The sequence below is a fragment of the Brevibacterium sp. S22 genome (genome assembly GCF_004745485.1).
Lineage (GTDB): Bacteria > Actinomycetota > Actinomycetes > Actinomycetales > Brevibacteriaceae > Brevibacterium.
Map to the genome: position 1 here is coordinate 26153 of NZ_RHFG01000026.1, position 23351 is coordinate 49503.

Sequence of the window (23351 nt, forward strand, 5' to 3'; positions counted from 1 at the left end):
GCCAGTGCCCGAAACCTGCGTTTCAATGGGGATATGAGAGCTATCTGGACCGGATCCATCGTCTTCGGCCTCGTGAATGTGCCCGTGAAGCTGTACTCGGCCACGGAGAACCACGACGTGAGAATGCATCAGGTCCATGCCAAAGACGACGGTCGCATCCGCAATCAGCATCGCTGTGAGGAATGCGGAAAGACCGTCGAATACGACGACATCGACAAAGCCTTCGACGACGGCGAGCACCGAGTGGTGCTCACAAGCGAGGACTTCGAGGCTCTCCCGGCAGATGATGACGACGACATCGAAGTCCTCCAGTTCGTGCCCAGTGACGAGATCGACCCCATCATGCTTGAGAAGTCCTACTTCCTCGAGCCGACCTCGAAGACCCCGAAGGCCTACCTTCTGCTGCGGCAGACGCTCGAGGACACCGAACGGACCGCGATCGTCAGACTCACGCTGCGCACTCGGACACGGCTGGCCGTTCTGCGGGTGTGCGGAAAGGTCCTCATGGTTCAGACGCTGCGCTGGGCCGACGAGATCCGGGACGTGGACTTCAAGGGCGTGAACTCGAAGGCGAAGATCTCCGACAAGGAACTCGAGATGTCGGAGAAGCTCGTCGAGTCCTACTCCGAAGACTTCACCCCCGAGGAGTTCACCGACGACTACCAGGTCGAGCTGCGCAAACTGATCGACGCGAAGATCGAAGCGGGCGAGAGCCTCGATGTCGAGAAGACGTTCGACGAAGAAGACGCAGAAGATGACACCGGCGGCGATGTCATCGACCTCATGGAAGCACTGCGCAAGTCAGTGGACAGTTCCCGGTCGTCGAAGAAGAAGGGAACGTCGAAGAAGGCCGACACGAAGCAGGATGCGAAGAAATCGCCGTCGAAGAAGGGGACGAAGAAGTCGGCCCCGAAGAAGCGCACCGGCTGAGGCGGCGGTGAGATAGACCGACCTCCGCCTTGAACGGGACCGAACCTCGATGCAGCAGACGACGCCGACACGATAGGAGCTGTTCACACCATGCCGAAGACGACGAAGACGGGAAAGCCCAAGGAAGCCGAGCTGCCGTCGACACTGGAGAAGTCGAGTAAGAAGGCGCAGCGGACCTTCGCCAAGGCCTACGACTCGGCCATTGACCAATACGGGGATGAGAAGCGAGCCCACCAGGTCGCCTACGACGCCCTCAAACACAGTTTCGAAAAGGTCGGCGACAGATGGGTGGCGAAAGATTCCTCCGGCCCCTCGGACGCGCAGAGCGCAGGCGGCAAGAACACCAATCGCAGGACGGCAGGCGGAGTCGATGCGAACGCCTCGAAGGAGCACCTCTACGCTCAGGCGAAGAAGCTGAACATCTCCGGGCGCTCGTCGATGACGAAGCAGGAACTCATCGATGCGCTCGAGAAGGAGAGCAAGCGGCGGACGAAGCAGGACAAAGGAGGATCGCGATGAGCGACCAGCTGACTTTCCAAGACCCGACCACACGTTTTCCCGACATCACACCCCCGAAGCAGGATCAACCCGAGCCGGGCCTTGACGCCGAGCTCATCCCCGGCACTGATCGCGGTGAGGACAGCTATGCCGGCACCGGCAGGCTCCGCGGTCGCAAGGCGCTCATCACCGGCTCGGACTCCGGCATCGGAGCTGCGGTCGCAATCGCCTTCGCCAGGGAAGGGGCCGACGTCGCCCTGTCCTATCTGCCTGCCGAGGAGGAGGACGCACAGCGCGTCTGTGAGCTCATCCGCGAGGCCGGCCGCACAGCTGTGCCGCTGCCCGGCGACCTGGCAGACCGCGATCACTGTCGCAGAGTGGTCCGACAGGCAGCCGAGGAACTGGGCGGACTCGACGCCCTGGTCAACAACGCCGGTCGACAGATCGCCGTCGAAGACATCGCCGATCTCACGGACGAACAGTGGGAGAACACGTACCGGACGAACATCCAGGCGATGTTCCGGATCTCGCAGGCCGCTCTCGAACACCTCCGGCCCGGGTCGACGATCGTCAACACCACCTCCGTGCAGGCCTACTCGCCTTCCGCCCACCTCATCGACTATGCGTCGACGAAAGCGGCGATCAACAACTTCACGAAGGGGCTGGCCACCCAGCTCGCCCCGAAGGGCATCCGAGTGAACTCCGTGGCCCCGGGACCGATCTGGACCCCGCTGCAGGTCTCCGACGGCCAGCCGAAGGAGGCACTGCCGCATTTCGGCAAGAACACTCCGCTCGGACGGGCGGGACAGCCGACGGAGCTGGCGCCCGCATATGTATTCCTCACCTCATCGGAATCGAGCTACGTGATCGGTGAGACCCTCAACGTCAACGGCGGCCAGCCCACCCCCTGAGCGCCCGTCGGACGCCGCCGACGACGTCGTGGCCACTCTGCGGCTGACTCTGTATTGACGCCAGAGGCGATGCCGACGAATACTGAGGTCACCGGTGACAGCGCTGGCATGTGGGGAAGAGGGGATCCGAGATGGATGACACTGCAGCAGAGTCGACGGGCCCCGATCGCGACGTCATGGGTGAGGAGTCGGTGTCTTCAGCACCGACGGTCACCCACACCGATCGACACCGGCTGACTGCAGAACTCGGCGAATGGGCCCGCTCCCTCATGATGGAACCCGACGATCTCGTCCTCGGGGTGATGGTCGACGAAGCGGTGCGAGTCATACCAGGTGCCGATTACGCGTCGCTCTCGATCGTCAGCAGCGATGGCCGAATTCGCTCCCGGGCACCCTCGCACCTCATCCCCGAGCGATTGGACGCCCTGCAGTCGGAGCTGCATGAGGGCCCCTGTTTCGACTCCATTCGGGAACACCGCATTGTGCGGGTCCCGGATCTCAGCACCCGCACCCGCTGGCCACGATTCGCCGCCAGTGCGGTCGCTGAGGGAGTGAGAAGCATGCTTGCGTTCCAGCTCTATGTCGAAGCCGACAGCCTCGGTGCTCTCAATCTGTACTCGAGGACGCCCAAGGCGTTCGACCAAGGAGCCGAAGACATCGGCAGCGGTTTGGCCGCACACGCGTCCTTGGCCCTGGCCAATGCGCAGAAGTAGGGCCAGCTCTACGAAGCTGTGGCCTCCCGAGATCTCATCGGGCAGGCCAAAGGCATCCTCATGGAGAGATACAAGATCGGCGAGCACGACGCTTTCCTGCTTCTGACAAAGGTGAGCTCGACGACGAATACGAAGCTGCGGGAGGTGGCCGAAGAATTCGTTCGCACTGGTTCGCTTCCGGGGATGACCGGCTGAGCCGGCACCGACAAGCGAACCATCGCCCGACTACCACCATGAAGGTGAACCCCTGAGGCCTCACTGCACTACCTCCGGGAAAGAACGTTGTAGTGACGAGCGGCTGTGGGCTAAGCTGAGATCGGTCGAGCAGCTGGCCTCCGTCTCTCATCCAAGGGGATCTCTGTGTACACACTGCTCAACAACACCGAAGCTTCCAAATTCGACCTCTATCTGCCCGGGCAGCTTGTGGCTTCACTTCACTACACGATCGCGCCGGACGGAATGATGTTCGTCTACTGCGAGGCTATCGAGCCGATCAACGCGGAACGACACTGCCGAGAGCTCATGCGTCTGTCTCTCGAGGACTCCCTCAACCGCCGCCTTCCCATCACAGTCTCGTGTCCCATCGCTCGCCGGCACATCGACAGAGATCCTCTGATCAGTGCGCAGCTGCAGGCGATTACGAAGGACGTCGGACACAAACACCAGATCTCCTTCGATTAGGCGACGGACCTCTCTGCGAGCGCTCGATCCAACCGCCCGTATGAGGTCAGTCGGGACGATCCGCACCCCCTGGTGCTGTCTGAGGTGCCGTACTTAGAATGTGGGGACAGCGGCGTTGCCCGCTCTCCAGTGAGGGAGGCCCGGTCAATGCCCACGGCGGACGAGACAGACTTCCTGCCGCGGATCTCACGAGGCGAATCACCAGCATGGACGAGCAGAACCACAGGCGCACCGAAGCCCACCTCGTGTCTTCCTGTGCTGGTGACCGGGCGATCGTCCGGCGCAGGGAACTCGCGGAAGCCATCGATTTCTGGAATCTGTCGATCACCGGGGTGTGGATGCACTACGTCAGCCTCGGCGGCGAGCTCACGGAGTACGAACTCGATGCCTACATTCACGAGGCGTATCTCCTGGCTCCTTACCAGCACGATATTCTCGCCGAAGCCGTCAATGAACTCATCGACATGTTGCCCCCTCCCCCGCGGGCACCTTTCAGCGACGACCGCGACCGCTGAGCTCTCCTCAGAGCTCGAGCGACCACGGCGAGGGCGGCGTATTCAGGCTGAAGACGTCAGACGGTGCACGAGGTCGCCCGGCGAGTGAGCCCAGTCTTCGGAGATGATCGTCCGTGCCGCGTCCAGTTCGTCATCCAGCCCTAGTGTGAGGACGCCTCGCACACGCCGATCGTCGCTGAGGTAGAAGACCGCTCCTCGAGTATGCGGGGTGCCCCAGTCCTCGACGGTCAGAAGGTCAGGGTCGAGGGTGCCGACGGCTCGGTAGCCGAAGTCGAACACATTCGTATAGAAGTAGGGCGTATGGGTGTATGTCTCGTCCGCGCCTGCCATGATCCGGCCGGCCGCAGCTCCCATCTGCGTGGCGTTGTCGACGTGTTCGACGCGCTGCCGTCCGAGAATCGCATCGGGATAGCTGGCGACGTCTCCGGCGGCGAACACATTAGGAGCGGAGGTGCGCAGGGAGGCGTCGACGACGATTCCGTCGTCGACGTCGAGACCCGCAGCCTCTGCCAGACGAGTCGATGGAGTGATCCCGAGACCGACTGCGACGGCGTCGAAGGTGTGGGTGTCGCCGCCGCAGTCGAGGATCACCCGATCGGAATCGGTGCGGCCCGCAGAAACCTTCGTCCCCGGAACCAGACCGACGCCGTGATCGATATAGAGCTGATGGAATCGTTCTGCCAGATCGGCTGGGAAGACAGAGGCTCCCAGAATCTCGTCGTCGAAGATCAGAGTCGTATCGGTCGAGTTCTGCGCGAGTGCCGAGGCAAGTTCGGTGCCGATGAAGCCCCCACCGATCACGGCGATCCGTCGGCCCTTCCCGGAGAGTGCGCGCAATCGGCGGTAGTCGGCGAAGTCACGGAAGTAGATGACGCGTTCGCCGCTGTCGAGGTCAATGGTCTTCGGCCGCCCACCTGTCGCGAACAGCAGCTTGTCGAAGCCGAATTCGCCGGACGTCGTTTTCACGGATCTCTCTTCGACATCGACGCGGGTCGCCTCCGTCTGCAGAAAGATCTGCACGCCGTCGACGGCAGCCGTATCAAGACGATTGTCGTCGCGACTGAACTCTCCGTCGGTCCATAGTCGTTTGCTCAATGCCGGTCGGGTGTACGGCTCTTCGACGTCGTTGCTGATGATCGCAACCGACCCGTCCGCATCACACTCTCGTATTCCCCTCGCTGCGGCATCGGCGGTCATGCCGCCGCCGATGATCACGTATCGGAAGTCGGTCATTTCGGATGCTCCTTCTGTCCGGTCATGGTCATATGGCGCCATCACAGCCTCGGCGGGAAGGTCAGATCGTCGCCACAGATCCGGCATCAACGCGGTAGTTCGAACCGTTGACGAAGCTCGCGGCATCCGAACACAGGAAGGCGATGACCGCAGCCACTTCCTCAGGCCGTCCGCGTCGGCCAAGTTCCATGAATGGGCGTTCTTCTCGGAGGAAGGAGGAGATCGCTTCGTCGAAGGTCACCCCGTGCTGTTCGGCTCTCTGCCGCATCATCTCGTCGGTCATCGGGGTGGCGATGAACGCGGGAGAGACGGTGTTGACCAGCAGACCTTCCGCGGCATACGTCCGTGAGAGCCCCTTCGCCAGGGACAGCAGTCCCGCTTTTGCTGCACAGTACGGCAACTCGTCGTCATAGGGTTGGACCGCATCTTCGGAGGACACGAACACGATTCGGCCCCAGCCTCCTCGGCGAAGTCCCGGCAGGAAGGCTCGCGTCACCCGGACGGGTCCCATGAGGTCGACGTCGATCGTCCGGTTCCACCCGTCCTGATCGATTTCGTGGAACAGCCCGCCGGCGCCGTGGATGCCGGCGACGTTGACGAGGATGTCAATGTCACCGACCTCGGCGGCGACGGACGCGGCGAGAGCGTCAACAGACTCGTCATCGGCGATGTCCGCGTCGTGGGCGTAGATCCGCTCCTTGAACTCGGCGAGTTCGTCCACGGCGGCTTTGAGTTCATCAGGTTCGGGCCCGGTCATCACGACGACGGCTCCTTCGTCGAGCAGCCGGCGCGACGTTTCCAGCCCGATGCCAGAGCTCGCCCCGGTCACCAGGGCCGTGCGATTGCGAATGTTGAAGTCCATGTCTCCTCCTCGGTCGATGCACAGTCGATCACGTGACGAGCCCCGATGCCGGATGGGACCGGTCGGCTCCGAGGCGTGTTGGTCAGGGCGTGCGGATGAGCTTCTTGTTGACGAATTCTCGGACGCCCTCTGCGCCGAGTTCACGGCCGACGCCGGAGCGTTTGGTCCCGCCGAACGGCAGGTCCGGTTCTGTCCAAGTCGCCTGATTGATCCAGACCATTCCGGTGTCGATCCGATCAGCTACGCGCTGGGCTTTCTCGATATCATCGCTGACGACCGTGCCGCCGAGGCCGAATGACGAGTCGTTGGCCAAAGCTATGGCCTCGTCTTCATCCGTGACCGAGTAGACGACGGCGACCGGGCCGAACAGCTCTTCCGAGTAGGCACGCATCTGCTTCGTGACTCCGGTGAGCACTGTGGGTTCGACGAATGCCCCCGGGCTGTCGACACGATGCCCGCCGGTATGCACCTGGGCGCCGTGGTCGATGGCGTCTTCGACCTGTTCCATGAGGTCCTGTGCCGCCTGTTCGGAGGACAGAGGTGCCATCGTCGTCGCAGAATCCCGTGGATCGCCGGCGACGAATCTCGACATCTTCGCAGTCAGCAGATCGACGAATTCGCGGTAGTGCCCCTCGAGCACGATCAGGCGTTTGGAGGCGATGCAGCTCTGTCCGGAGTTCGTCATCCTGCCCGCAACGGCGGCATCGACTGCCGAGTCGAGATCGGCGGAGTCGAGAACGATGAACGGATCGCTGCCGCCGAGTTCGAGAATGGACTTCTTGAGATTGCTTCCCGCACCGCTCGCCACTGCCGCACCGGCACCTTCGGAGCCGGTCAGCGATGCGCCTCGCACCCGCTCGTCGGCGATGATCGTCTGGATCTGATCATTGTCGGCGAAGACGTTGCGATAGCAGTCGCGCGGCAGACGCGCGTCGTGCATGATCTGTTCAAAGGCGAGAGCCGACTGCGGGCAGTTCGAGGCGTGCTTGAGGATGATGGTGTTGCCCGCGACGAGGTTCGGCGCAGCCAGACGGACCACCTGGTAGTAGGGGAAGTTCCACGGCATGACGCCGAGTAGCGGCCCGATGGGTTCGTACTTCATCACCGCGCTGCCACCGCTGGCCGGTTCGAGCACCTCGTCGGAGAGCAGCAACGGTCCATCCTCTGCGTAGTAGCGCAGAATCTTCGCTGAGAGAGCGATTTCGGCGTCAGCCTCGGCCGGCAGTTTGCCCATCTCGAGTGTCAGCAGTTCAGCAAGCTCGGAACGACGCTCTTCCATGAGATCTGCTGCTCGGGCAAGCGGTGCAGCACGGTCGCGGACGTCGGTCGTCCGCCATGCCTGGAAGGCCGCGTCGGAGGCGTCGATGACGGCGGAGATCTCCTCGTCGCTGGCGGTGGGAAATTCCTTGAGGACCTCTCCGGTTGCCGGGTTCGTGGTGTTGAATTTCGCGGTCACGGGTTCTCCTTTCGTCGAAGGTTCGGAAGGTCTTCAGCGATGCAGGAAGCGCGTCTGCCCGACGACCTCTGCCGAACCGAGACTCCACCGTCCCAAACCTCGACGTCCGCGACCAGCCCCTTACGGTGTCCGGCGATTGCCCTTATAATTCGCGCGGGGAGCGGTTGCTACTTCGCGCGGGGAGCGGTTTCGTCGATCACAAGCAGAATCGCTCCGTTGTCGAGATCATCTTCGAACTTCTCGATTTCATCGGAGTCGAAGCCGTAGCGTTGAAAGATCTCCCGGAGTTCGTCGCTCCGTTCGTTGTACAGTTCGGCCGCGAGTTCTCCGATGCCCTTCAGGGTTCCGCCGCCGGTGCCGACCACTTCGTCGACGCCTTCTGAATCGTGGGCGAAGACGTGCAGGGCCGTCTTCGGAATGCCCTCCGACTCGAGTTTCTTCAGCTGGTTGAGCACGCCGATGTCGTCGTGAAAGGTCTTCACGGTCGGCTTCTGTCTCGGCACGTCTGACTGCTGCGAGTTGAGATCGTCATTGCTTCCCATGCCGCTCAACATAGCATTGCAGAGTTTCCCCGGCAGGGTGGATTCTGTCGGGCCGGAAAGCGACTCAGACTGGAGCGCCACTGAGCATGCCGGCGACCAACCCGAGCACTGCTAAGGCAGCTAAGACGATGACGATCACACGTTTGCGCATGTTCTCGATTCTACTGCGGTCGGCCTGACCGGTGTCTATGGTTCTCGGCGACAGGTCCCCTCACCACGGCAGACGGCTCGTGTTCAGGACCGTCCAACCGTCACCAAGGGTTGGCCTCCTGCCAGCGGGTGAACCAATACGGGTCACCTTGGTAGTGCGACTTCTCCGGCTTGCATCCCTTGAGATCCGAGTGTTCCCCCAACCACTCCCGCACGAGGGGACGGACCTCATCCATGCGCTCGACCCAGTCGTCGAGCGGCAGCAGCAGGACCGCCTCGTCGACGGAGGTCAGGCGGCACGAATAGTTCGGCAGTCCCTCGGTGATCTGCGAATGCGTGTAGCTGATCTGGTCGCAGCCGGTGGTGAGGTAGAAGCGGATGAACTCGCCGCAGACGTAGGAACACAGCGTTTTGAAGTTCCGGTACCGGACCATCCACGCCGGAAGCTCGTGCTCGCTGTCCTGCACCGCGCCGTTATATTCGTACATGCATTCTATTGTGCATTTCTTTGTGTCAACACACAATGGCCACACTCTGAGCGCTGTTTCATCTGTAATCGGGCCAGGGCAGGTCAACAGGTGCCGCGAAGTCGTCGGGCAGCAGGGGCGGCATCGGCTCGGCCCGGACCCGCCGGTCGAATTCCGATTTCGCGTCGGACAGCAGCTTGGGTCGCTGCAGCAGATCGAGGAATGTTCCCGCGATCGTCTTTCCGGCAGTCTCGATCGTCGGTGTGATCGTCGCGGGGATGCCTCCGAGTGCATTCATGGCCCAGGGAGGGTGTGGTCGCCCATCAGCGCTGGGAGTGAGTGTCGGTCGGGCGATGTAGAAACGCACGAGCGGAGCGTAGTGCGACATCTCGACGTAGTCGTCGCTGGTCCAATTCCTCTGCCACACCGGCATCTGCTCACGCAGGATGCGTTCGGCTTCCTGCGGTTCGATGAGTTCTTCGGTGGCTGCCAGGAACGGGTTCTCCGTCGGTTGGACTCCGAGAGCGGACTGGATTGCCCGCCCTGTCTCGACGGCCTTCGGCCCGTATTCGGGCGGTCCGACCTGTTCGAGGTTGGCATAGAGCACCTCGGCGAGCACATGGTTCGCCCGACCGGGCCGGCTTCTGGCCACCCATCTGTCTTCGACTTCACAGTGGGCCATGGAGGCGGCGGCAGCGGCATTGCGGTCGAGGACGGCGAGAACATGCTCGGCCATTTCGACATCGGGAGTTCGCCACGAATACTGCAGCCTGGCCACCCGCTGCGGCAGGTTGTCGGCGGTAGCCTGACCATCGGTGAGGATCGCGTCGGAGAAGCTCCACCCTCCGGTGGCCGGCAGCATCGAGTCGAGCATCGTCCGACTGGCCGTGTACATCTGCGACAGCGCCACATTGGCTCCCGGTGCCCTAGCGGCTGAGTGCGAGGCGGGGATCGGCGAGTTCGGGTCGGCGCTCGAGAGCTGCCAGGTCTCCGGGTGGTCGCAGATGAAGCTGTACACCTTCGAATAATAGGCACCACAGTGGGTGTCCCAGCGGGCGGTGTTGCACAGCGGCAGCATGTAGAAGGGATGGAAGGACACGATCGCGTCCGCATCGTCGTAATAGCCGCGCAGTCCGTGAACGACCTTCGAGCCGTGCATCTTCTCCGCCGGCTCGCCGGTGTACTTCAGCCGCCCGCCGAGGTTGTGCACCTCCATCGCGTGTTTCGTCGCAAGCAGGCCGGCGAGGGTCGAGATCCCCAGCGCGGAGTGCGGATCGGTGTGCCCAGGAGCGAAGCGGCTGATTCCGGCGCGAGGCTGCTCATGCGTTGTCGCGGCCTGACTGTTTCCGGGCACCGCATCGTATTCGGCGTAGCTCAGAAGCGTCGGCCCCTCGCCGTTAGACCATTCGGCGCAGAATGCGGTGGGCATTCCGGCCGAGCCGTCTTCGACAGCAAAGCCCTCTTCGCGCAGCCTCTCTACGTACCAGGCCTGAGAACGGTATTCGCGCCAAGCGGGTTCGGCCAGCTCCCAAATGTGAGTGTGCCACTCGGCGAGTTCATCGAGGTGCGCGTCGATCCAGGCCCTGGCAGTTGCTTTGACCTCGTCGGTCAGAACATCTTCAGAGGTCTGGGGCGAATCATTAGGAGCGGTCATTCTGTATGCCTCCGGTTGGGTCTTCAGGAGCGTTCACGGGCGAAACCGGATGCCCTGTCTCAAACAGCGCGATGGCGTTCTGTGCCTGTATGCGCACGTACTCTTCTGCGGTGCGTTCGGAGTAATAGGCGATGTGAGGAGTCAGCAGAACGTCGTCTCGTCCCAGCATTGGGTGCTCGGGTGTCGGCGGCTCCATGTCGAGGACGTCGAGGCAGGCCCCGGCGAGTCGACCGGAGTCGAGTGCGCCCGCCAGCGCAGCGTGATCGATGAGGCCACCGCGGGAGACGTTGGCAAGGAGCGAGCCCTCTGCCATTCCTGCGAGGAACTCCGCGTCGACCATGTTCTCCGTGTCCTCTGTCAGCGGCAGATGCAGCGAGAGCACATCGGCGTTCGCGCGCACTTCGTCGAGGTCGACCCGTCGCACACCCAGTGCGTCCAGGTCGGCTCGAACCGCCTCGGTGTCGGGCAGGTAAGGGTCGAAGCCGATAACAGATCCGAACAGTGCTGAGGACTGTCTCGCGAGTTCCTGTCCGATGCGGCCGAGGCCGACGATGCCCATCGTCAGCTCGCTCACACGTCGAGGTGCGACTGCCGACCGCGCGTTCCAGTCGGTGGGGTTCGCCGAGGCGGTGTAGAAGCGAAGGCGGCGCAGATGGGCAAGCACAATCGACAGAGTGTGGGTGGCGACTTCCTCGGTAGCGGCTCCGGAAACGTTGGTCACCCAGATTCCATGCTCGTCGGCAGCATCGATGTCGACGCTGTCCGTGCCCATGGACATCAGCGAAATGATGCGTAGGTCGGGAAGTGCCTCGATGACCTCGCGGGTGATCTCCGAATAGCCCGGCAGCAGCGCCTGTGCCCCTTCAGCGCCTGCAATGATCTTCTGCGGATCGCGTGTCGCCAGCACCCGGGTCTCAAAACCTGCGCCTTCAAGCATCGCCACGGCAGGGCTGATGTCGGTGTCCTCGATATCGGTGAAGACAGCGATCGGGTAGTTTGTCACTTGGTCTCCTCAGATGCGTACGCAGTGAGATCGAGGTGGATGAGTTGAAGTCCGCCTTCGGCGAGGGCGGTGTCGACGGCTGCGGCCAGTTCGGCGGCGGAGCTCACATGCCTGCCGGCGCCCCCGAATGCTCTCGCCAGGCCCGGCCAATCCGGTTGGACGAGGTCGACTCCGATCGGCGCGATGCCGATATCAGCCTCATTGGCTCGGATCTCCCCGTAACCTCCGTTGTCGAGGACGATGACGGTGACGTCCTCGCCCTGTTCGACGACGGTGATGAACTCCTGCACGGAGAACATCAGAGCTCCATCACCGATGACGACGAAGCTCGGTCGGTGCGGAGCCCCGATGCGCGCGCCCAGTGCTGCCGGCAGCCCGTACCCCAGAGTTGCGAAGGTACCCATATACGGAGTCGAATTCGCCCTCGAAACCTTGAGCACATTCAGCAGCCCGCCGTAGGCGATCTGCGAGGAATCGGTGGCTACGATCGCATCGGCGGGCAAGGCGGAGGCGATATCAGCCGAGACCGCTGTATTGGCCGGAGAGAGTTCGGCGCATTCCCTCCGTGCTGCCGCAAGCAGCTCGACGACCGTTGATTCGGCGACCGACCGCGAGGCTTCACCCGCTGTCGCCGACTCATCGATAATCGCGCCGAGCACCGTTGCGGCATCGCCGACGAGGCCGAGATCAGCAGTCTGGTTCTTGTCGATCTGCGTGTCGAGGATATCGATCCGGATGACTGTGCCCTGCGCATCGAGGCGGTCGACCCACAGTTCAGCATCGCCGAGCTTCGCGCCGATGACGAGCAGCACGTCCGCATTCCGGGCGTGCTCCCGTACGCTGCTCAGCCGCAGGTTCGACCCCAGCGACAGCGGGTGATGCTCATCGAGGATGCCCTTGCCGTTGAGGCTCGTGACCACTGGGGCAGCCAGTCGTTCGGCCAGCCTCTGGACCTGATCCGCGGCACCGCGTGCACCGCCGCCGGCAAGGATCACCGGTCTGTGTGCGGCGTTCAAGAGGTTCGCAGCCTCAGCGATGCTCTGCGAAGACGGCAGGGGTACGGGGTCGGCAGTGCGGGCCGTGACGAGGCGCTCGTCGAGGTCGGTGACCTCGTCGAGCAGGTCGAGCGGGATCTCGATGTAGACCGGTCGCGGCCGCGAGGAGGCGAAGAGCTCGAAGGCGTCGTGAACGGCGATCACCGCCTCCTCAGCTGTGGTCACCCGGCGTCCCCATTCGACGATCGCCGAGGCGGCCGCGAGCTGGTCCTTCGTCTCATGCAGGGTGCCCGCGTCGGCGAACTCCTCGCCCCGGGCCGGGCCTGGGGCGAGGATGATCATGGGCCGGGACTCGCAGAAGGCGGTCCCTGCTGCCGAGAGCGCGTTGAGCAGTCCGGGCCCACTTGTGGTGAGCACGACTCCCGGCAGCCCTGTCTGCAGCGACCACCCGTCTGCGGCGTATCCGGCGCCCTGTTCGTGTCGGGCCGTGACGGCACGAGTACCCAGCGCTTCCAGCGGACGGTAGAACTCGAGGTTGTGGGTTCCAGGGATCCCGAAGACCGTGTCGACACCGTAGGAACGCAGTGCCTCCATGACCACCCAGCCCGTGGTTCTGCGCTTCTCCGTCTTCGTCAGCAGTGCGTGCACGGCTCAGACCTCTTCCGTCGGACGATGATGATCGCTGGAGGTCAGGCCTTCGGCGAAGCGACGGATGCTGCCGTCGACCCAGGTCTCACGAACCCCGATGCCAGCGATCTCGGCCGGGTCGACGGCCAACGGGTCGGCGTCGAGGACGACGAAGTCTGCACGCTTTCCGACGGCCAGCGAACCGAACTCGTTCTCCCGGCCCAGGGAGGTCGCTCCTTCCAGGGTGTGGGCCCTCAGTGCCTGGGCGGCGGTGATCCGCAGACTGTCGGGACCGAGCTTGGCACCGCGCCGTGTCACCCGGGTCACCGCCGCCTGTATCGCTTCGAGCGGTCGGGGCTCGGCGACGGGGGCATCGGAGGAGATGGTGGCGGGGACACCGGCCGCGAGGAATTCGCCGAGGGGGTTGAATCGCTCTCCCGGTGTGCCGATCGCCTGCTCGACGCCCTCGCCCCAGTTGAAGTAGTGCTGAGTCTGGTTGACCGGCCTTATGCCGAGCTCGGCCATCCGGGTGATGTCTGCCTCAGTCGGCAGTCCACAGTGCTCGATCCGATGTCGGGCATCGGCATCCGGTCGCTCACCCAGAGCCTTCTCAACTGCGTCGACGACCATGGCGATGGCGGTCGGTGATTGGGCATGCGTAGCTGTCTGCAATCCGTGCGCATGAGCTCGGGACAGCAGCTCGGCGTATTCTCTCGGGTCGTGGTAGAGCTGGCCGGTGCGGCAGGGGTCGCCTACATAGCCTTCGGGGAAGTAGGCGGTCCAGCCGCCCAGGGTGCCGTCGGCATAGAGTTTGATCCCGGTCGCTGAGAGGAAGGCGTTGCCGAAAGGACCGGTCAGGCCGAGATCGATGACCTGGTCGAGGAGGTGGGAGAGAAAGTACATGGACACCCGCAGATCCAGCGCTCCCCGGTCGACCATCGTCAGGTAGGCGGCGAATTCCCGCTTCGACACCTGTGCATCGCCGATGGCGGTGACGCCGCCTGCCAGGAATTCTCGCTGAACGAGATCGAGCTGGTGCTGGTGTTCGGCGGCCTCGTCGCCGAGGTGGAAGTTCGGTCCGTGATGGCCGATCTTGACACCGTGGAGTCCGGTGAGGACGTTGCAGGCCGCATCGGAGAGTTCACCGGTGAGCTCACCGTCAGCGTCGCGGAAGAATTCGCCGCCTTCGGGGTTCGGCGTCTCCTTCGTGATGCCGAACTTCTCGAAGGTGAAGGAGTTGACCACTCCCCCGTGGCCGGAGGAATTCATGATGTAGACCTCGCGGTCGGTGGCGATCTCGTCGAGCTCCTCCTTGCGCGGGTGCCTCCGCTCAGCGAGATTGCGCTGCTCGTAGCCGTACCCGCGGATCGGTGTTCCTGCCGGCAGTCTCTTCGCGCCTTCGCGCATGAGTTCGATGATCGCTGGGATCGTGCCTGCCTTGTCCGGTGACACGTCGATCCAGGTGAGCATCTGCCCGTACATGAGCGGGTGGGCGTGGGCGTCGACGAAGCCGGGCACGATCGTGGTCCCGGGCCGGTCGATGCGGACGGGGTCGGCCCCTGATGCCGCCGCTTCCACCTCGGCACGAGAGCCGATGGCCCTGATCGTTCCGCCTGCGATGAACATCGCCTCTGCGCTCGGATTCACGTCATCGACGGTGTGGATGTGATCGGCGGTGACGATTGTCGGCTGCGAATCGCGGTCGTCGAAGGTGGCAAGTCTGCGCATCAGTGATCTCCTCGGGGTTGGTTGGTCAGATCGGTGGTCGGTGCTGCCGTGTCTACGGCATCACGGTGCTGTGGGGCGAAGGCCGTGCCGAGCCAGGCGACGACCGAAAGCAGTCCGAAGAAGGCGACAACCGACCAGATGCTGCCGGTCAAGGTCATGAGCCCGCTGGCGATCGCCGGTGAGAGTCCGCCCCAGATGGCGGCACCGAGACCGTAGGACAGAGACATCGAGGTGTAGCGGGCCTGCGGTCGGAACATGTGCGCCATGAGGGCTGAGAGCGGGGCCCATGCACCTGAGAGCGTGAGTCGGATGGCGGAGACCAGGACGAACATCACGGCGACATTGCCGGCCTCGATCGAGAGGATGAGCGGAATCATGGTGACGAATGACAATCCGATGCCCAGGTACATGAGCATCTTGCCTCCCCACTTGTCGCCGAGCGCAGCCAACGGCAGAGTGACGACCGCCTCGACGAAGGAGGCGACGGTCATGGCGGCGAGGATGGTATCGGCACCGATGGCGACATCGGGTCCGGTGGCGTAGTTCTGGACGAAGGTCGTGGCGATGACGTAGCCACCCGAAGACATAGCGATGATTCCCATACCCATGAGGATGGGCAGCCAATTGAACTTGAGCGCGTAGAGAATCGGAGTCGAGTCCTTCTCCTGTTTGGCTTCGTTCTCGAATACTGGTGTCTCCTCGATCCGCAGTCGCACCCAGATGCCGACGCCGATGAGGATGACGGAGAACAGGAATGGGATCCTCCATCCCCAGGTCATGAGCACGTCGTCGCCGGCTGCGGCAAGGATCCAGAAGGCCGCTGAGGACAGCAGGGCCCCGAGCGGATTCCCCAGTTGTGTGAATCCGCCGTAGAAGGTCTTCCATTTCTCGGGCGCGGACTCGACCGACATGAGGCTCGCTCCGCCCCACTCGCCTCCCACGGCCAGCCCCTGGAACATCCGGAAGACGATGAGGAGGACGGGGCCGAGCATTCCGGCTGTGGCGTAGTCGGGCAAGCAGCCGACGAGAACGGTGGCGACACCCATGATGAGCAGTGTGATCGTCAGTGCGGGCTTGCGACCGAGGCGGTCGCCGACATGGCCGAAGATGATTCCGCCCAGAGGACGCATGAAGAAGGCCACGGCGTAGGTGCCGAAGGAGGCAAGAGTTCCCAGCGACCTGTCGACCTCGGGGAAGAACACCTGGGGGAAGACGATGGCTGCGGCGGTGGCATAGACGTAGAAGTCGTACCATTCGACGGTGGTGCCGACAGCGGCCGCGAAGCCCGACTTCAGTGCTTTGCGATGCGTCTTGGCCTGGCCCGGGTGCGTGGAAGGCATGTGGAGCTCCCTTGCTCGAATGTGATTCGTCGGCATGATGTGTGCCTTCGCCGAATATAGAGGTTTTTGCATGTGTTCGTCAGGGAGGCGACCGGTCCAGTGGCCCAACTGATCGCGGTTCTGGCGATAGATTTCGACATTTCACTCATATCATCTGCTGAAGATAATCATCGACCGAATTTCTGCGAGATAGAATTGACTGAATCATGGTTTTGGAGTTGCTCCGAACCACCGCGGGTTACTGATGGGAGGTTCCTGCCGATGACGACCTCGGAGGGCGCTGACGCTCAGCGGGATCTCGGTGACCTTGATGCCGCTCTCGTCCGAGCGCTGCAGGCCGACGGTCGCGCGAGCATTCTCGACCTTGCTCGCATGCTCGGCATCTCGCGCGATCTCGCCTCGCAGCGGGTGCGCCGTCTCATCGACGAGGAGGGTGTCAAAGTCGTGGCGGCCGTGGATCCCGGATTCGCCGGCCACGAGGTGCTCGTCCATGCGATGCTCGACGTCGAGGGCGCAGCAGCCCCGATCGCTCACCGGATCGCCGACTATTCCGACGCCGTGCTGGTCTCCCTGGTCAGCGGCATGCGTCCGATCGTCGTCGAGTTCCGACATGGCGATCTCAGCGAACTCGACGAGATGCTCGCTGCCGTGCGCGCGATCCCAGGTGTCCGCTCGATCCGTCTGACCACCTATGTCGAGGTGCTCAAAGGCTTCTTCGTCTCGAACGCGCGCAAGGACGTCTCACCCGATCCGATCGACATCGCCATCATTGCGATGCTCCAGCGCGATGGTCGCACAAGCTTCAAGACTCTGTCCGATGAGGTCCATCTGTCCCCTTCTTCAGTAAGAGAGCGGGTGGCGAAGCTCCTCGACGCTGGTGTCATCCGCATCTCGGCGATCCGTCCCGGCGGAATCTCACGCAACCGGTTCTCCATCGGTCTGGGCATCTCGGCCCGCGGCAGCCTCGACGCAATCCGAGAGCTCATCCTGGCCACACCAGCAATCGACTTCGCGGCTCGTACCCACGGCGCCTTCGACTTCATCGCCACCGTCCATGGCCATGCCTCCGGCGAAGTGCTCACTGCCGTCGAGTCCCTGCGCAGCCTGGCCGAGGTCGCTTCTCTGGATTCGTGGACGCACCTCGACCTCGTCAAGGAGGGGTACGCTCGCAGCGTCGGACAAGAGCTGCGGTTGTGAGAGTCCGGATGGAAGGCAGAATCGGGCTCGCTCACACCCACCGGCACCTGCGCCCTCAGGGCAGAGTGCAGCCGGCGAGCAGAACACCGACATAGGTGGCGATGACCGAGGAGAAGAGGACGCAGAAGGCGGTCAGCGCACTGCTCAGAGCCGCCGTCGGAAGCAGCCCCGGTGACATCTTCACGGGAGCCACGAGCTGCCGAACCCGGTCAGGCCCGGCCATATTCAGCGCATACGAACCGCCGAGGTGGCTGCCCTTTGTCATCTGAGGCCCGATCTTCAGCAGGGCACTGGCGAGCGCGGGAGTCCCTGCGACCTTCCGCGCACGATCATCGGCCGCGATCTCGAGGTAGAGCGGGACGGAGGCGGCGACCTCCGCGAAGAGCGGGATGAACCGCAGCGGTCGCACGAAGGTCTCCACCACGGCCATGATCGCGTGGTGGCCCTGGTCGACGTGGGCCCTCTCGTGCTCGAGCACTGCCGTCAACTCACCGTGCTCCAGCGCTGAACACAGATTCGCAGACAGCACCACTCCCCCGTACCTGCGCGGCAGGGAGAACGCCAGATGCCGGTGGTCGCTCACGGTCTTGACGGACCGGCCGGCCACCTCGACGTCGGCGGCTTCCCGGCCGAGGAGTCGAGCCGTCTCAGTGTTCTTACGATGCCGCCGCCTGGCCAGAAGCCCACCGCGGATGAGGAATCCGAGGGTGACCGCCAGGGGCAGGAGGAGGAAGAGGACGACCGGGATGAGCGTGTCGATCTGAGCACCGCCGAAGGGGTTCGCTGCGATGAGGCAGCGCTGGCACACATCGCCGATGGGCATCGGCAGCACATCGGGGCCTTTGAGCAGCCAGGCAGCCATGAGGCTGAGCGCGGACACCACGGCCCAGAACAGGATCGGCAGGGACAGGAGGGCGAACACCGCCAGCCGCGGCACACGCATGAGCACCGGCGCGGCAGAGCGCACGAGGGCGGGCCCGGCCCAGGCGAGGACGAAGGCGAGCGCGGCGACGCACGCACCGCCGATCAGCAGGCTCATTCGGCAGTGCCCTTCTCATCGAGGTAGTCGCGCAGCAGGCGGATGTCGGCGGCATCGATGCCCTCGACGAAGTGGAGGATCGAGGCCGCGCGATCTCCGCCGTCGACCAGGGCCGCCTGCATCGTCCGCGCCGTGTGCTGCTCACGGCTGACGACCGGAGCGTGGAGAACCGAGCGACCGTGACGCTCGCGGCTGACGAGCCCCTTGCGTTCGAGGTTGGTCAGCACAGTGGCGATGGTCGTGTACGCGGGCTCGGCCTCCGAGAGTTCGATGATCTGCCGAACCGTGAGCGGCCCGTGGTCCCACAGCATACCCATCACCTGCTTCTCGAGCGCGCCGAGGCGGATCGGCGAGGAGGCCCCGCCCTGTTCATCGGTGTGGGTCATGAGCGGACGCTCCTTTCGGGCGAAGGAATCGGGCACGAGTACTGCCCTTTGAGACGGATGATCACGGCCGCCAGCAGGAGGGCGACCGACGCCGCAGCCAGGATCGGCTGGAGCGGTGCGAAGTAGGTCAAGGCGCCAGTGTAGCCCAGGGCCAGCAACGCGATCTTGTTGCACACCGGGCATCCGACGGCGAACCATCCGAGCACTCCGCCCACGCCGCCGAGGACACCCGAGCGCCGCTCGGAGGCGACATCCGGGCTGCTCGATCGCTCCTGGGACGCGGAGTCCTGGCCACCCGCCCCTACCTCGGAGGCGGACCCGGGGCTGCGCACATAGCTGGCGATGAGCACGCCGAGCAGAACCGCGGTGAGGATCCACACCGGATAGTCCCACCACACGGGCGGGACGTCGCGGGCGAAGAGGGAATTGGGAATGAGCACTGTCGCAAGTCCGATGACCACAGCAGAGCCTGCCGCGGCAGCCGACGCTGCACCGATGCGCCGGCGGTCCCAGAGCAGGAGGCCCCGGTACGCGTCTTTGACAGCATTAATGAGCATGAGGCTCCTTCTCCGATGCGGCAATCGGTACGAGTCTACTATGCAGGTTAGTATACTATGTTTCATAGTAAATGAATCGACACCGACCCGGTCGCACCCCCAACGACTTCATCCTCAGGAGGCTTTTGTGCTTCGCACCGAACGCGGCCCCATGTTCTGGCTCGTCCCGCTGACCGTCATCATCCTCGCCACTGTGGTCATCGGCATCGTCATCGCCAACCAAGGCGGCTCAGACGCCGATGCCCAGGGGCAGAGTTCGAATGCGCAGAGCGGTTCCGCCGAAGACGACGTCGACTTGTCGTTCGTCGAGCACAGAGATGCCGAGGAGGCGAATGCGGTCGGTGACGTCGATGCTCCGGTCACCCTCGTCATGTACTCCGACTACCAGTGCCCCTACTGCGCAACATGGAACGAGGACACCCTGCCGGCGATGATGGACTACGTCGACTCCGGCGATCTGCGCATCGAGATGCGTGACCTCGCCGTCTTCGGGGAGGAGTCCGAGCGGGCCGCGCGCGCCGTTTTCGCCGCAGGCCAGCAGGATGAGTATTGGGACTATCACAATGCCCTGTTCGAAGGCGGCGAGCACCGCCCGAAGTCTCAGCTCGACGATGACTCGCTCGTCAGCCTCGGCGAGGACCTCGGTCTCGACCCGATGCAGTTCAAACAGGATATGAATTCGACCGAGGCCCACGACGAATTCGACACCGTCGCCGCCGAAGGGCAGTCAATCGGTGTCTCGAGCACCCCGGCCTTCATCATCGGTGGCACACCGCTGCTCGGCGCACAGCCGACTCAGCAGTTCACCGACGCCGTCGATGAGGCGCTCGCCCGAGCTGAGAGTTAAGACATGACCAGCTCCACGTCACCCGCCATGGTCCTGCCCGCCTGCCTGCTCACTCTGGGTTCCCTGACCGCCTGCTCCGGCATTGATGCGAACAGCGAATCGGCCGACCCCCGACCGGTGCACTCGCCGGCCGAGACACTCCGCCCGGCCGAGACGAACGACTCGGGGACCGCCGGTGCCGGGGAGAGCGGGACCGGGGCCATCGACCCCGGCTGGGACGTGGCCGCGCAGGAGGCCGAAGACGTGTTCCTGTCGCTGCACGAGGCCGACTCCGCCCTCGAGTTCCGCGCCGTCGATTCCGACGGCACGATTCTATGGTCGGCTCAGCGTCCGCGCGTGTGCTCTGGTTTCCTCGTCAGCGGCTCCGCGAACGGGCCGGTGGCCGTGCTCATGGACCAGCAGTCAGGTGCGGGCGGTTCGCTGGCATCGACGGCCTCGGGCTTCGATCTCCATACCGGCAAGAGGCTCTGGGGGCCCGTCGAGGTGCCCGGACCGCTGCTCGGCAGCGGTCTCGTCTTCGCCGGCCCGCCGAAGGACTTCATCGGCGCCGGCGGACCTCGCACCGCCCTCGACCCCGCCAGCGGAGTGGAACTGGCCACCGAGGACGACTCCTCACCGCGGATCCTCGCGCTCCTCGACAGCCATCTCGTCCTCTCAGACGGAGAAGAGCTCGTCGGCGAGGATCTCGAGGGTCGACGACTGTGGACTCGCCCCGTCGCGGACCTCGGACTCACGGCCGCTGAGGCCCGCGAGACCCCCTGGGAGACTGTCGGGGGCTCCCATGCACTCATCGGCAGCGGCGGCCGACAGCGCACTCTGATCGATCTGCGCTCGGGAGACACCATCGCCACCGACATCGACAGCGCGGGCTTCGATTCGCACAGCCGCACGCTGGTGACCAGCGACTCGACGCTGCACGGCTTCGACCTCGACGGAACGAAGCGGTGGGACGCACCACTGGACGGGGACGCCGAACTCGCCGCCGTCGGGGCCGGATTCATCGTCACCGAATCAGGCGCCGGAGATGCGGACGACGATGGCACACAGTCGCGGTCGGCCGACGACGGACAGATCCTCGACGCCGCCGAGGAAGCACCAGAGCATGGAGATTTCGGCGCACCCCACCATATCTCCGATTCCGGCGCTCTCCTCGTCGGCGACCCCGCAAGCCCCCTGCTCATCCCGACCGAGGACCGACCAGCGCAGTATTGACTGCCCATCGAAGCCGACGGAGGTCGATCCGCCGCTTTCGACCCGTGAGACCGATGACCTATAGTTTACTAAGCATCTTAGTAATCGAGGAGTGAGTGCATGGCCAAGCATGCGGCGCCGCGCCCCCAGTACCGCTGGTGGATACCCGCCACGGTCGTCCTCGCGGCCGCGGCTCTTGTGCTCATGATCCTCGTCATCGACCGCGGCGGCGAGGACGAATCGGCGCCCACAGCCGGTGGTGCCGGTCCTGAATCCGAGGTTGTCGTCACCGAGGTCGCCGACCCCGAGCAGTCCGACCTCGGTGAGGTCGACTCTGGTGAAGAATCGGATCCCATGTCGGATGGGCCCGTCGACGCACCGGTCAAACTCGTCGTCTTCTCCGACTACCAGTGCCCCTACTGCGCCGCCTGGTCGCAGGACACGCTGCCGACGATGCTCGACTACGTCGACTCCGGGGATCTGCGCATCGAATGGCGCGAGGTCAATGTGTTCGGTTCGGCGTCCGAACAGGCCGCGAAGGCCGCCTATGCCGCAGCCCTGCAGGACAAGCATTGGGAGTTCCACAACACCGTGTTCTCAGGTGGCAAGCCCCGCTCCCCCGATGAGCTCACTCCCGAAGCCCTGACCGCAGTCGCCGAAGAGATCGGCCTCGACACCGAACAATTCACCACGGACATGAACTCCCCGGAGACCGCCGATGCGGTGGCTGACAATGCCGCCATGGGCACCGACCTCGGTGCGTTCTCCACACCGACATTCATCCTCGATGGGCAACCGTATGTCGGCGCTCAGCCCACGGACGTCTTCGTCGATGCCGTCGAGGCGGCGAAGAAAGGACAGAACTGATGGACATCAGCCTGATCAGCGCCTTCATCGGCGGAATCCTTGCTCTGCTCAGCCCGTGCGCCGCACTGCTGCTCCCAGCGTTCTTCGGCTCGACCGTGGGTGCCGGGTCACGGCTGATCCTTCACGGTCTCATCTTCTATGTGGGCATGCTGCTCGTACTCATCCCCTTGGGCATGGGCGCCGGCACGCTCGGGGCCCTGTTCACCTCCCACCGCGGCGCGATCGTCCTCGTCGCCTCGGTCATCCTCATCGTGCTCGGCATCGTCCAGTTCTTCGGCTTCGGCTTCGACCCGGCCAAGATGCTGCCGGGAGCCGACGCCGCCCGGCAGCGTTCCGCGCAGGCGACGGGATGGACGAAGACCTTCCTCCTCGGCGCCACGAGCGGGATCGCCGGAGTCTGTGCCGGGCCCATCCTCGGCGCTGTGCTCACCCTGGCCGCGACCAAGGGCAGCTTCGCCCTCGGCGGCATCATGCTCGCCGTCTACGGGGCCGGGATGGTCGTGCCGCTGTTCATCATCGCGGCCCTGTGGACCCGCGTGGGCACCCGGACGCGGTCGGTCCTCCGCGGAGGTTCTGTCTCGTTCTTCGGTCGCAGGCTGCCGATCGTCTCGATGGTCACCGGTGTCCTGATGATCGCGATCGGTATCGTGTTCTGGGCGACGAACGGCCTCGTCTCGGTCCCGTCGCTGGTGCCGACGACTACCTTGGCCCATGCGCAGGAATGGGTGAGCTCGTGGTCCTCGACGACGACCGACATCATCGTCGTCTGCGTGCTGGCAGTGCTCGCGATCGCTCTGTGGTTCCGCCATGAGCGTCGCCGCGCCCGGCGAGCCGCTGACGCGGACCAGGGCGGTACCGCCTCGGTCGCGAATCGGGGCACCGCAGCTTCCGAACAGGGCGATACCGCCTCCGCTGAGGAGTCGGCGAAGCCGTCGCGTTCACCGGGGGCGAAGCACTGAGCC

24 protein-coding genes and 1 pseudogene are annotated in these 23351 nt (G+C 64.1%); 12 read left to right on the forward strand and 13 right to left on the reverse strand.

Annotated elements, in window-relative coordinates; translation table 11 throughout:
* Window positions 1-33: 33 nt before the first annotated feature.
* From EB835_RS16590 to EB835_RS16615, 7 genes and pseudogenes are all read left to right on the forward strand, one after another.
* On the forward strand, window positions 34-930 hold the full coding sequence (locus EB835_RS16590; protein ID WP_135810561.1) for a non-homologous end joining protein Ku: 897 nt from the start codon (window positions 34-36) through the stop codon (window positions 928-930).
* A gap of 90 nt (window positions 931-1020) precedes the next feature.
* Entirely contained in the window at window positions 1021-1449 is a 429-nt protein-coding gene (locus EB835_RS16595) for a ChaB family protein (RefSeq protein ID WP_135810562.1), read from the forward strand.
* Complete coding sequence (locus EB835_RS16600) at window positions 1446-2339, forward strand: SDR family oxidoreductase (RefSeq protein ID WP_135810563.1); 894 nt, start codon at window positions 1446-1448, stop codon at window positions 2337-2339. Before EB835_RS16595 ends, EB835_RS16600 begins: the two co-directional genes overlap by 4 nt.
* 131 nt (window positions 2340-2470) lie before the next feature.
* Window positions 2471-3052, forward strand: a complete 582-nt coding sequence (locus EB835_RS16605) for a GAF domain-containing protein (protein ID WP_240688805.1) — start codon at window positions 2471-2473, stop codon at window positions 3050-3052.
* 15 nt (window positions 3053-3067) lie between these two features.
* Window positions 3068-3247 (forward strand): annotated as a pseudogene (locus EB835_RS20690) (ANTAR domain-containing protein); the annotation flags it as partial.
* A 165-nt stretch (window positions 3248-3412) separates the two neighbouring features.
* Window positions 3413-3733: a hypothetical protein gene (locus EB835_RS16610; RefSeq protein WP_135810564.1), complete on the forward strand. Its 321-nt coding sequence runs from the start codon at window positions 3413-3415 to the stop codon at window positions 3731-3733.
* Window positions 3734-3939: 206 nt separating this feature from the next.
* Window positions 3940-4248: a hypothetical protein gene (locus tag EB835_RS16615; RefSeq protein ID WP_135810565.1), complete on the forward strand. Its 309-nt coding sequence runs from the start codon at window positions 3940-3942 to the stop codon at window positions 4246-4248.
* A 42-nt stretch (window positions 4249-4290) separates the two neighbouring features.
* Here EB835_RS16615 and EB835_RS16620 read toward each other — a convergent pair whose 3' ends face one another.
* The 10 genes from EB835_RS16620 to EB835_RS16665 form a co-directional block, all read right to left on the reverse strand.
* Window positions 4291-5481 carry an NAD(P)/FAD-dependent oxidoreductase gene (locus tag EB835_RS16620; protein ID WP_135810566.1) on the reverse strand — a complete coding sequence of 397 codons (1191 nt, stop codon included), beginning with the start codon at window positions 5479-5481 and terminating at the stop codon, window positions 4291-4293.
* A gap of 61 nt (window positions 5482-5542) precedes the next feature.
* Complete coding sequence (locus EB835_RS16625) at window positions 5543-6343, reverse strand: SDR family NAD(P)-dependent oxidoreductase (RefSeq protein WP_135810567.1); 801 nt, start codon at window positions 6341-6343, stop codon at window positions 5543-5545.
* A gap of 82 nt (window positions 6344-6425) precedes the next feature.
* The gene (locus tag EB835_RS16630) at window positions 6426-7799 is read right to left on the reverse strand and encodes an NAD-dependent succinate-semialdehyde dehydrogenase (protein WP_135810568.1); all 1374 of its coding nucleotides are present in this window, start codon (window positions 7797-7799) and stop codon (window positions 6426-6428) included.
* A gap of 167 nt (window positions 7800-7966) precedes the next feature.
* Window positions 7967-8341, reverse strand: coding sequence for a general stress protein (locus tag EB835_RS16635; RefSeq protein ID WP_168216769.1), 375 nt, complete (start codon window positions 8339-8341; stop codon window positions 7967-7969).
* Between the two features lie 251 nt (window positions 8342-8592).
* Window positions 8593-8979 carry a hypothetical protein gene (locus EB835_RS16640; protein WP_135810570.1) on the reverse strand — a complete coding sequence of 129 codons (387 nt, stop codon included), beginning with the start codon at window positions 8977-8979 and terminating at the stop codon, window positions 8593-8595.
* 58 nt (window positions 8980-9037) lie between these two features.
* Window positions 9038-10612 carry an amidohydrolase gene (locus EB835_RS16645; RefSeq protein WP_135810571.1) on the reverse strand — a complete coding sequence of 525 codons (1575 nt, stop codon included), beginning with the start codon at window positions 10610-10612 and terminating at the stop codon, window positions 9038-9040.
* Window positions 10599-11615 carry a C-terminal binding protein gene (locus EB835_RS16650; protein ID WP_240688807.1) on the reverse strand — a complete coding sequence of 339 codons (1017 nt, stop codon included), beginning with the start codon at window positions 11613-11615 and terminating at the stop codon, window positions 10599-10601. Before EB835_RS16650 ends, EB835_RS16645 begins: the two co-directional genes overlap by 14 nt.
* Complete coding sequence (locus EB835_RS16655) at window positions 11612-13258, reverse strand: thiamine pyrophosphate-binding protein (RefSeq protein ID WP_276606007.1); 1647 nt, start codon at window positions 13256-13258, stop codon at window positions 11612-11614. The genes EB835_RS16650 and EB835_RS16655 overlap by 4 nt, the downstream gene beginning before the upstream one ends.
* A gap of 3 nt (window positions 13259-13261) precedes the next feature.
* Window positions 13262-14965 (reverse strand): amidohydrolase, encoded by a 1704-nt coding sequence (locus tag EB835_RS16660; protein WP_135810572.1) that lies wholly within the window; start codon window positions 14963-14965, stop codon window positions 13262-13264.
* Window positions 14965-16305 carry an MFS transporter gene (locus EB835_RS16665; protein WP_135810573.1) on the reverse strand — a complete coding sequence of 447 codons (1341 nt, stop codon included), beginning with the start codon at window positions 16303-16305 and terminating at the stop codon, window positions 14965-14967. The genes EB835_RS16660 and EB835_RS16665 overlap by 1 nt, the downstream gene beginning before the upstream one ends.
* Window positions 16306-16566: 261 nt before the next feature.
* On the opposite strand from EB835_RS16665, the gene EB835_RS16670 reads away from it, so the two are divergent.
* A complete protein-coding gene (locus tag EB835_RS16670) occupies window positions 16567-17502 on the forward strand; it encodes an Lrp/AsnC family transcriptional regulator (RefSeq protein ID WP_135810574.1) in 936 nt (311 codons plus the stop codon).
* A 55-nt stretch (window positions 17503-17557) separates the two neighbouring features.
* On the opposite strand, the gene EB835_RS16675 is transcribed toward EB835_RS16670, so the two are convergent.
* Genes EB835_RS16675 through EB835_RS16685 form a run of 3 tightly spaced genes read right to left on the reverse strand, consistent with a single transcriptional unit; the run spans window position 17558 to window position 19484 of the window.
* The gene (locus tag EB835_RS16675; protein ID WP_135810575.1) at window positions 17558-18541 is read right to left on the reverse strand and encodes a M56 family metallopeptidase; all 984 of its coding nucleotides are present in this window, start codon (window positions 18539-18541) and stop codon (window positions 17558-17560) included.
* Entirely contained in the window at window positions 18538-18927 is a 390-nt protein-coding gene (locus EB835_RS16680) for a BlaI/MecI/CopY family transcriptional regulator (RefSeq protein WP_135810576.1), read from the reverse strand. Before EB835_RS16680 ends, EB835_RS16675 begins: the two co-directional genes overlap by 4 nt.
* Window positions 18924-19484, reverse strand: a complete 561-nt coding sequence (locus EB835_RS16685; RefSeq protein WP_135810577.1) for a hypothetical protein — start codon at window positions 19482-19484, stop codon at window positions 18924-18926. The genes EB835_RS16680 and EB835_RS16685 overlap by 4 nt, the downstream gene beginning before the upstream one ends.
* A 127-nt stretch (window positions 19485-19611) precedes the next feature.
* On the opposite strand from EB835_RS16685, the gene EB835_RS16690 reads away from it, so the two are divergent.
* From EB835_RS16690 to EB835_RS16705, 4 genes are all read left to right on the forward strand, one after another.
* The gene (locus EB835_RS16690; protein ID WP_205749967.1) at window positions 19612-20331 is read left to right on the forward strand and encodes a DsbA family protein; all 720 of its coding nucleotides are present in this window, start codon (window positions 19612-19614) and stop codon (window positions 20329-20331) included.
* A gap of 3 nt (window positions 20332-20334) precedes the next feature.
* Window positions 20335-21543 carry a hypothetical protein gene (locus EB835_RS16695; protein WP_135810578.1) on the forward strand — a complete coding sequence of 403 codons (1209 nt, stop codon included), beginning with the start codon at window positions 20335-20337 and terminating at the stop codon, window positions 21541-21543.
* A gap of 99 nt (window positions 21544-21642) precedes the next feature.
* Entirely contained in the window at window positions 21643-22389 is a 747-nt protein-coding gene (locus EB835_RS16700; protein WP_135810579.1) for a DsbA family protein, read from the forward strand.
* Window positions 22389-23348, forward strand: a complete 960-nt coding sequence (locus EB835_RS16705; protein WP_135810580.1) for a cytochrome c biogenesis CcdA family protein — start codon at window positions 22389-22391, stop codon at window positions 23346-23348. The genes EB835_RS16700 and EB835_RS16705 overlap by 1 nt, the downstream gene beginning before the upstream one ends.
* Window positions 23349-23351: the final 3 nt, after the last annotated feature.

What these genes read in the sequence shown, in the direction of transcription:
- EB835_RS16660 (WP_135810572.1), bottom strand. Translation starts at nt 14,965, where the DNA reads ATGCGCAGACTTGCCACCTTCGACGACCGCGATTCGCAGCCGACAATC.
- EB835_RS16625 (WP_135810567.1), bottom strand. Translation starts at nt 6,343, where the DNA reads ATGGACTTCAACATTCGCAATCGCACGGCCCTGGTGACCGGGGCGAGC.
- EB835_RS16670 (WP_135810574.1), top strand. Translation starts at nt 16,567, where the DNA reads ATGACGACCTCGGAGGGCGCTGACGCTCAGCGGGATCTCGGTGACCTT.
- EB835_RS16605 (WP_240688805.1), top strand. Translation starts at nt 2,471, where the DNA reads ATGGATGACACTGCAGCAGAGTCGACGGGCCCCGATCGCGACGTCATG.
- EB835_RS16600 (WP_135810563.1), top strand. Translation starts at nt 1,446, where the DNA reads ATGAGCGACCAGCTGACTTTCCAAGACCCGACCACACGTTTTCCCGAC.
- EB835_RS16685 (WP_135810577.1), bottom strand. Translation starts at nt 19,484, where the DNA reads ATGCTCATTAATGCTGTCAAAGACGCGTACCGGGGCCTCCTGCTCTGG.
- EB835_RS16705 (WP_135810580.1), top strand. Translation starts at nt 22,389, where the DNA reads ATGGACATCAGCCTGATCAGCGCCTTCATCGGCGGAATCCTTGCTCTG.
- EB835_RS16645 (WP_135810571.1), bottom strand. Translation starts at nt 10,612, where the DNA reads ATGACCGCTCCTAATGATTCGCCCCAGACCTCTGAAGATGTTCTGACC.
- EB835_RS16590 (WP_135810561.1), top strand. Translation starts at nt 34, where the DNA reads ATGAGAGCTATCTGGACCGGATCCATCGTCTTCGGCCTCGTGAATGTG.
- EB835_RS16640 (WP_135810570.1), bottom strand. Translation starts at nt 8,979, where the DNA reads ATGTACGAATATAACGGCGCGGTGCAGGACAGCGAGCACGAGCTTCCG.
- EB835_RS16695 (WP_135810578.1), top strand. Translation starts at nt 20,335, where the DNA reads ATGACCAGCTCCACGTCACCCGCCATGGTCCTGCCCGCCTGCCTGCTC.
- EB835_RS16620 (WP_135810566.1), bottom strand. Translation starts at nt 5,481, where the DNA reads ATGACCGACTTCCGATACGTGATCATCGGCGGCGGCATGACCGCCGAT.
- EB835_RS16665 (WP_135810573.1), bottom strand. Translation starts at nt 16,305, where the DNA reads ATGCCTTCCACGCACCCGGGCCAGGCCAAGACGCATCGCAAAGCACTG.
- EB835_RS16680 (WP_135810576.1), bottom strand. Translation starts at nt 18,927, where the DNA reads ATGACCCACACCGATGAACAGGGCGGGGCCTCCTCGCCGATCCGCCTC.
- EB835_RS16615 (WP_135810565.1), top strand. Translation starts at nt 3,940, where the DNA reads ATGGACGAGCAGAACCACAGGCGCACCGAAGCCCACCTCGTGTCTTCC.
- EB835_RS16595 (WP_135810562.1), top strand. Translation starts at nt 1,021, where the DNA reads ATGCCGAAGACGACGAAGACGGGAAAGCCCAAGGAAGCCGAGCTGCCG.
- EB835_RS16675 (WP_135810575.1), bottom strand. Translation starts at nt 18,541, where the DNA reads ATGAGCCTGCTGATCGGCGGTGCGTGCGTCGCCGCGCTCGCCTTCGTC.
- EB835_RS16700 (WP_135810579.1), top strand. Translation starts at nt 21,643, where the DNA reads ATGGCCAAGCATGCGGCGCCGCGCCCCCAGTACCGCTGGTGGATACCC.
- EB835_RS16635 (WP_168216769.1), bottom strand. Translation starts at nt 8,341, where the DNA reads ATGGGAAGCAATGACGATCTCAACTCGCAGCAGTCAGACGTGCCGAGA.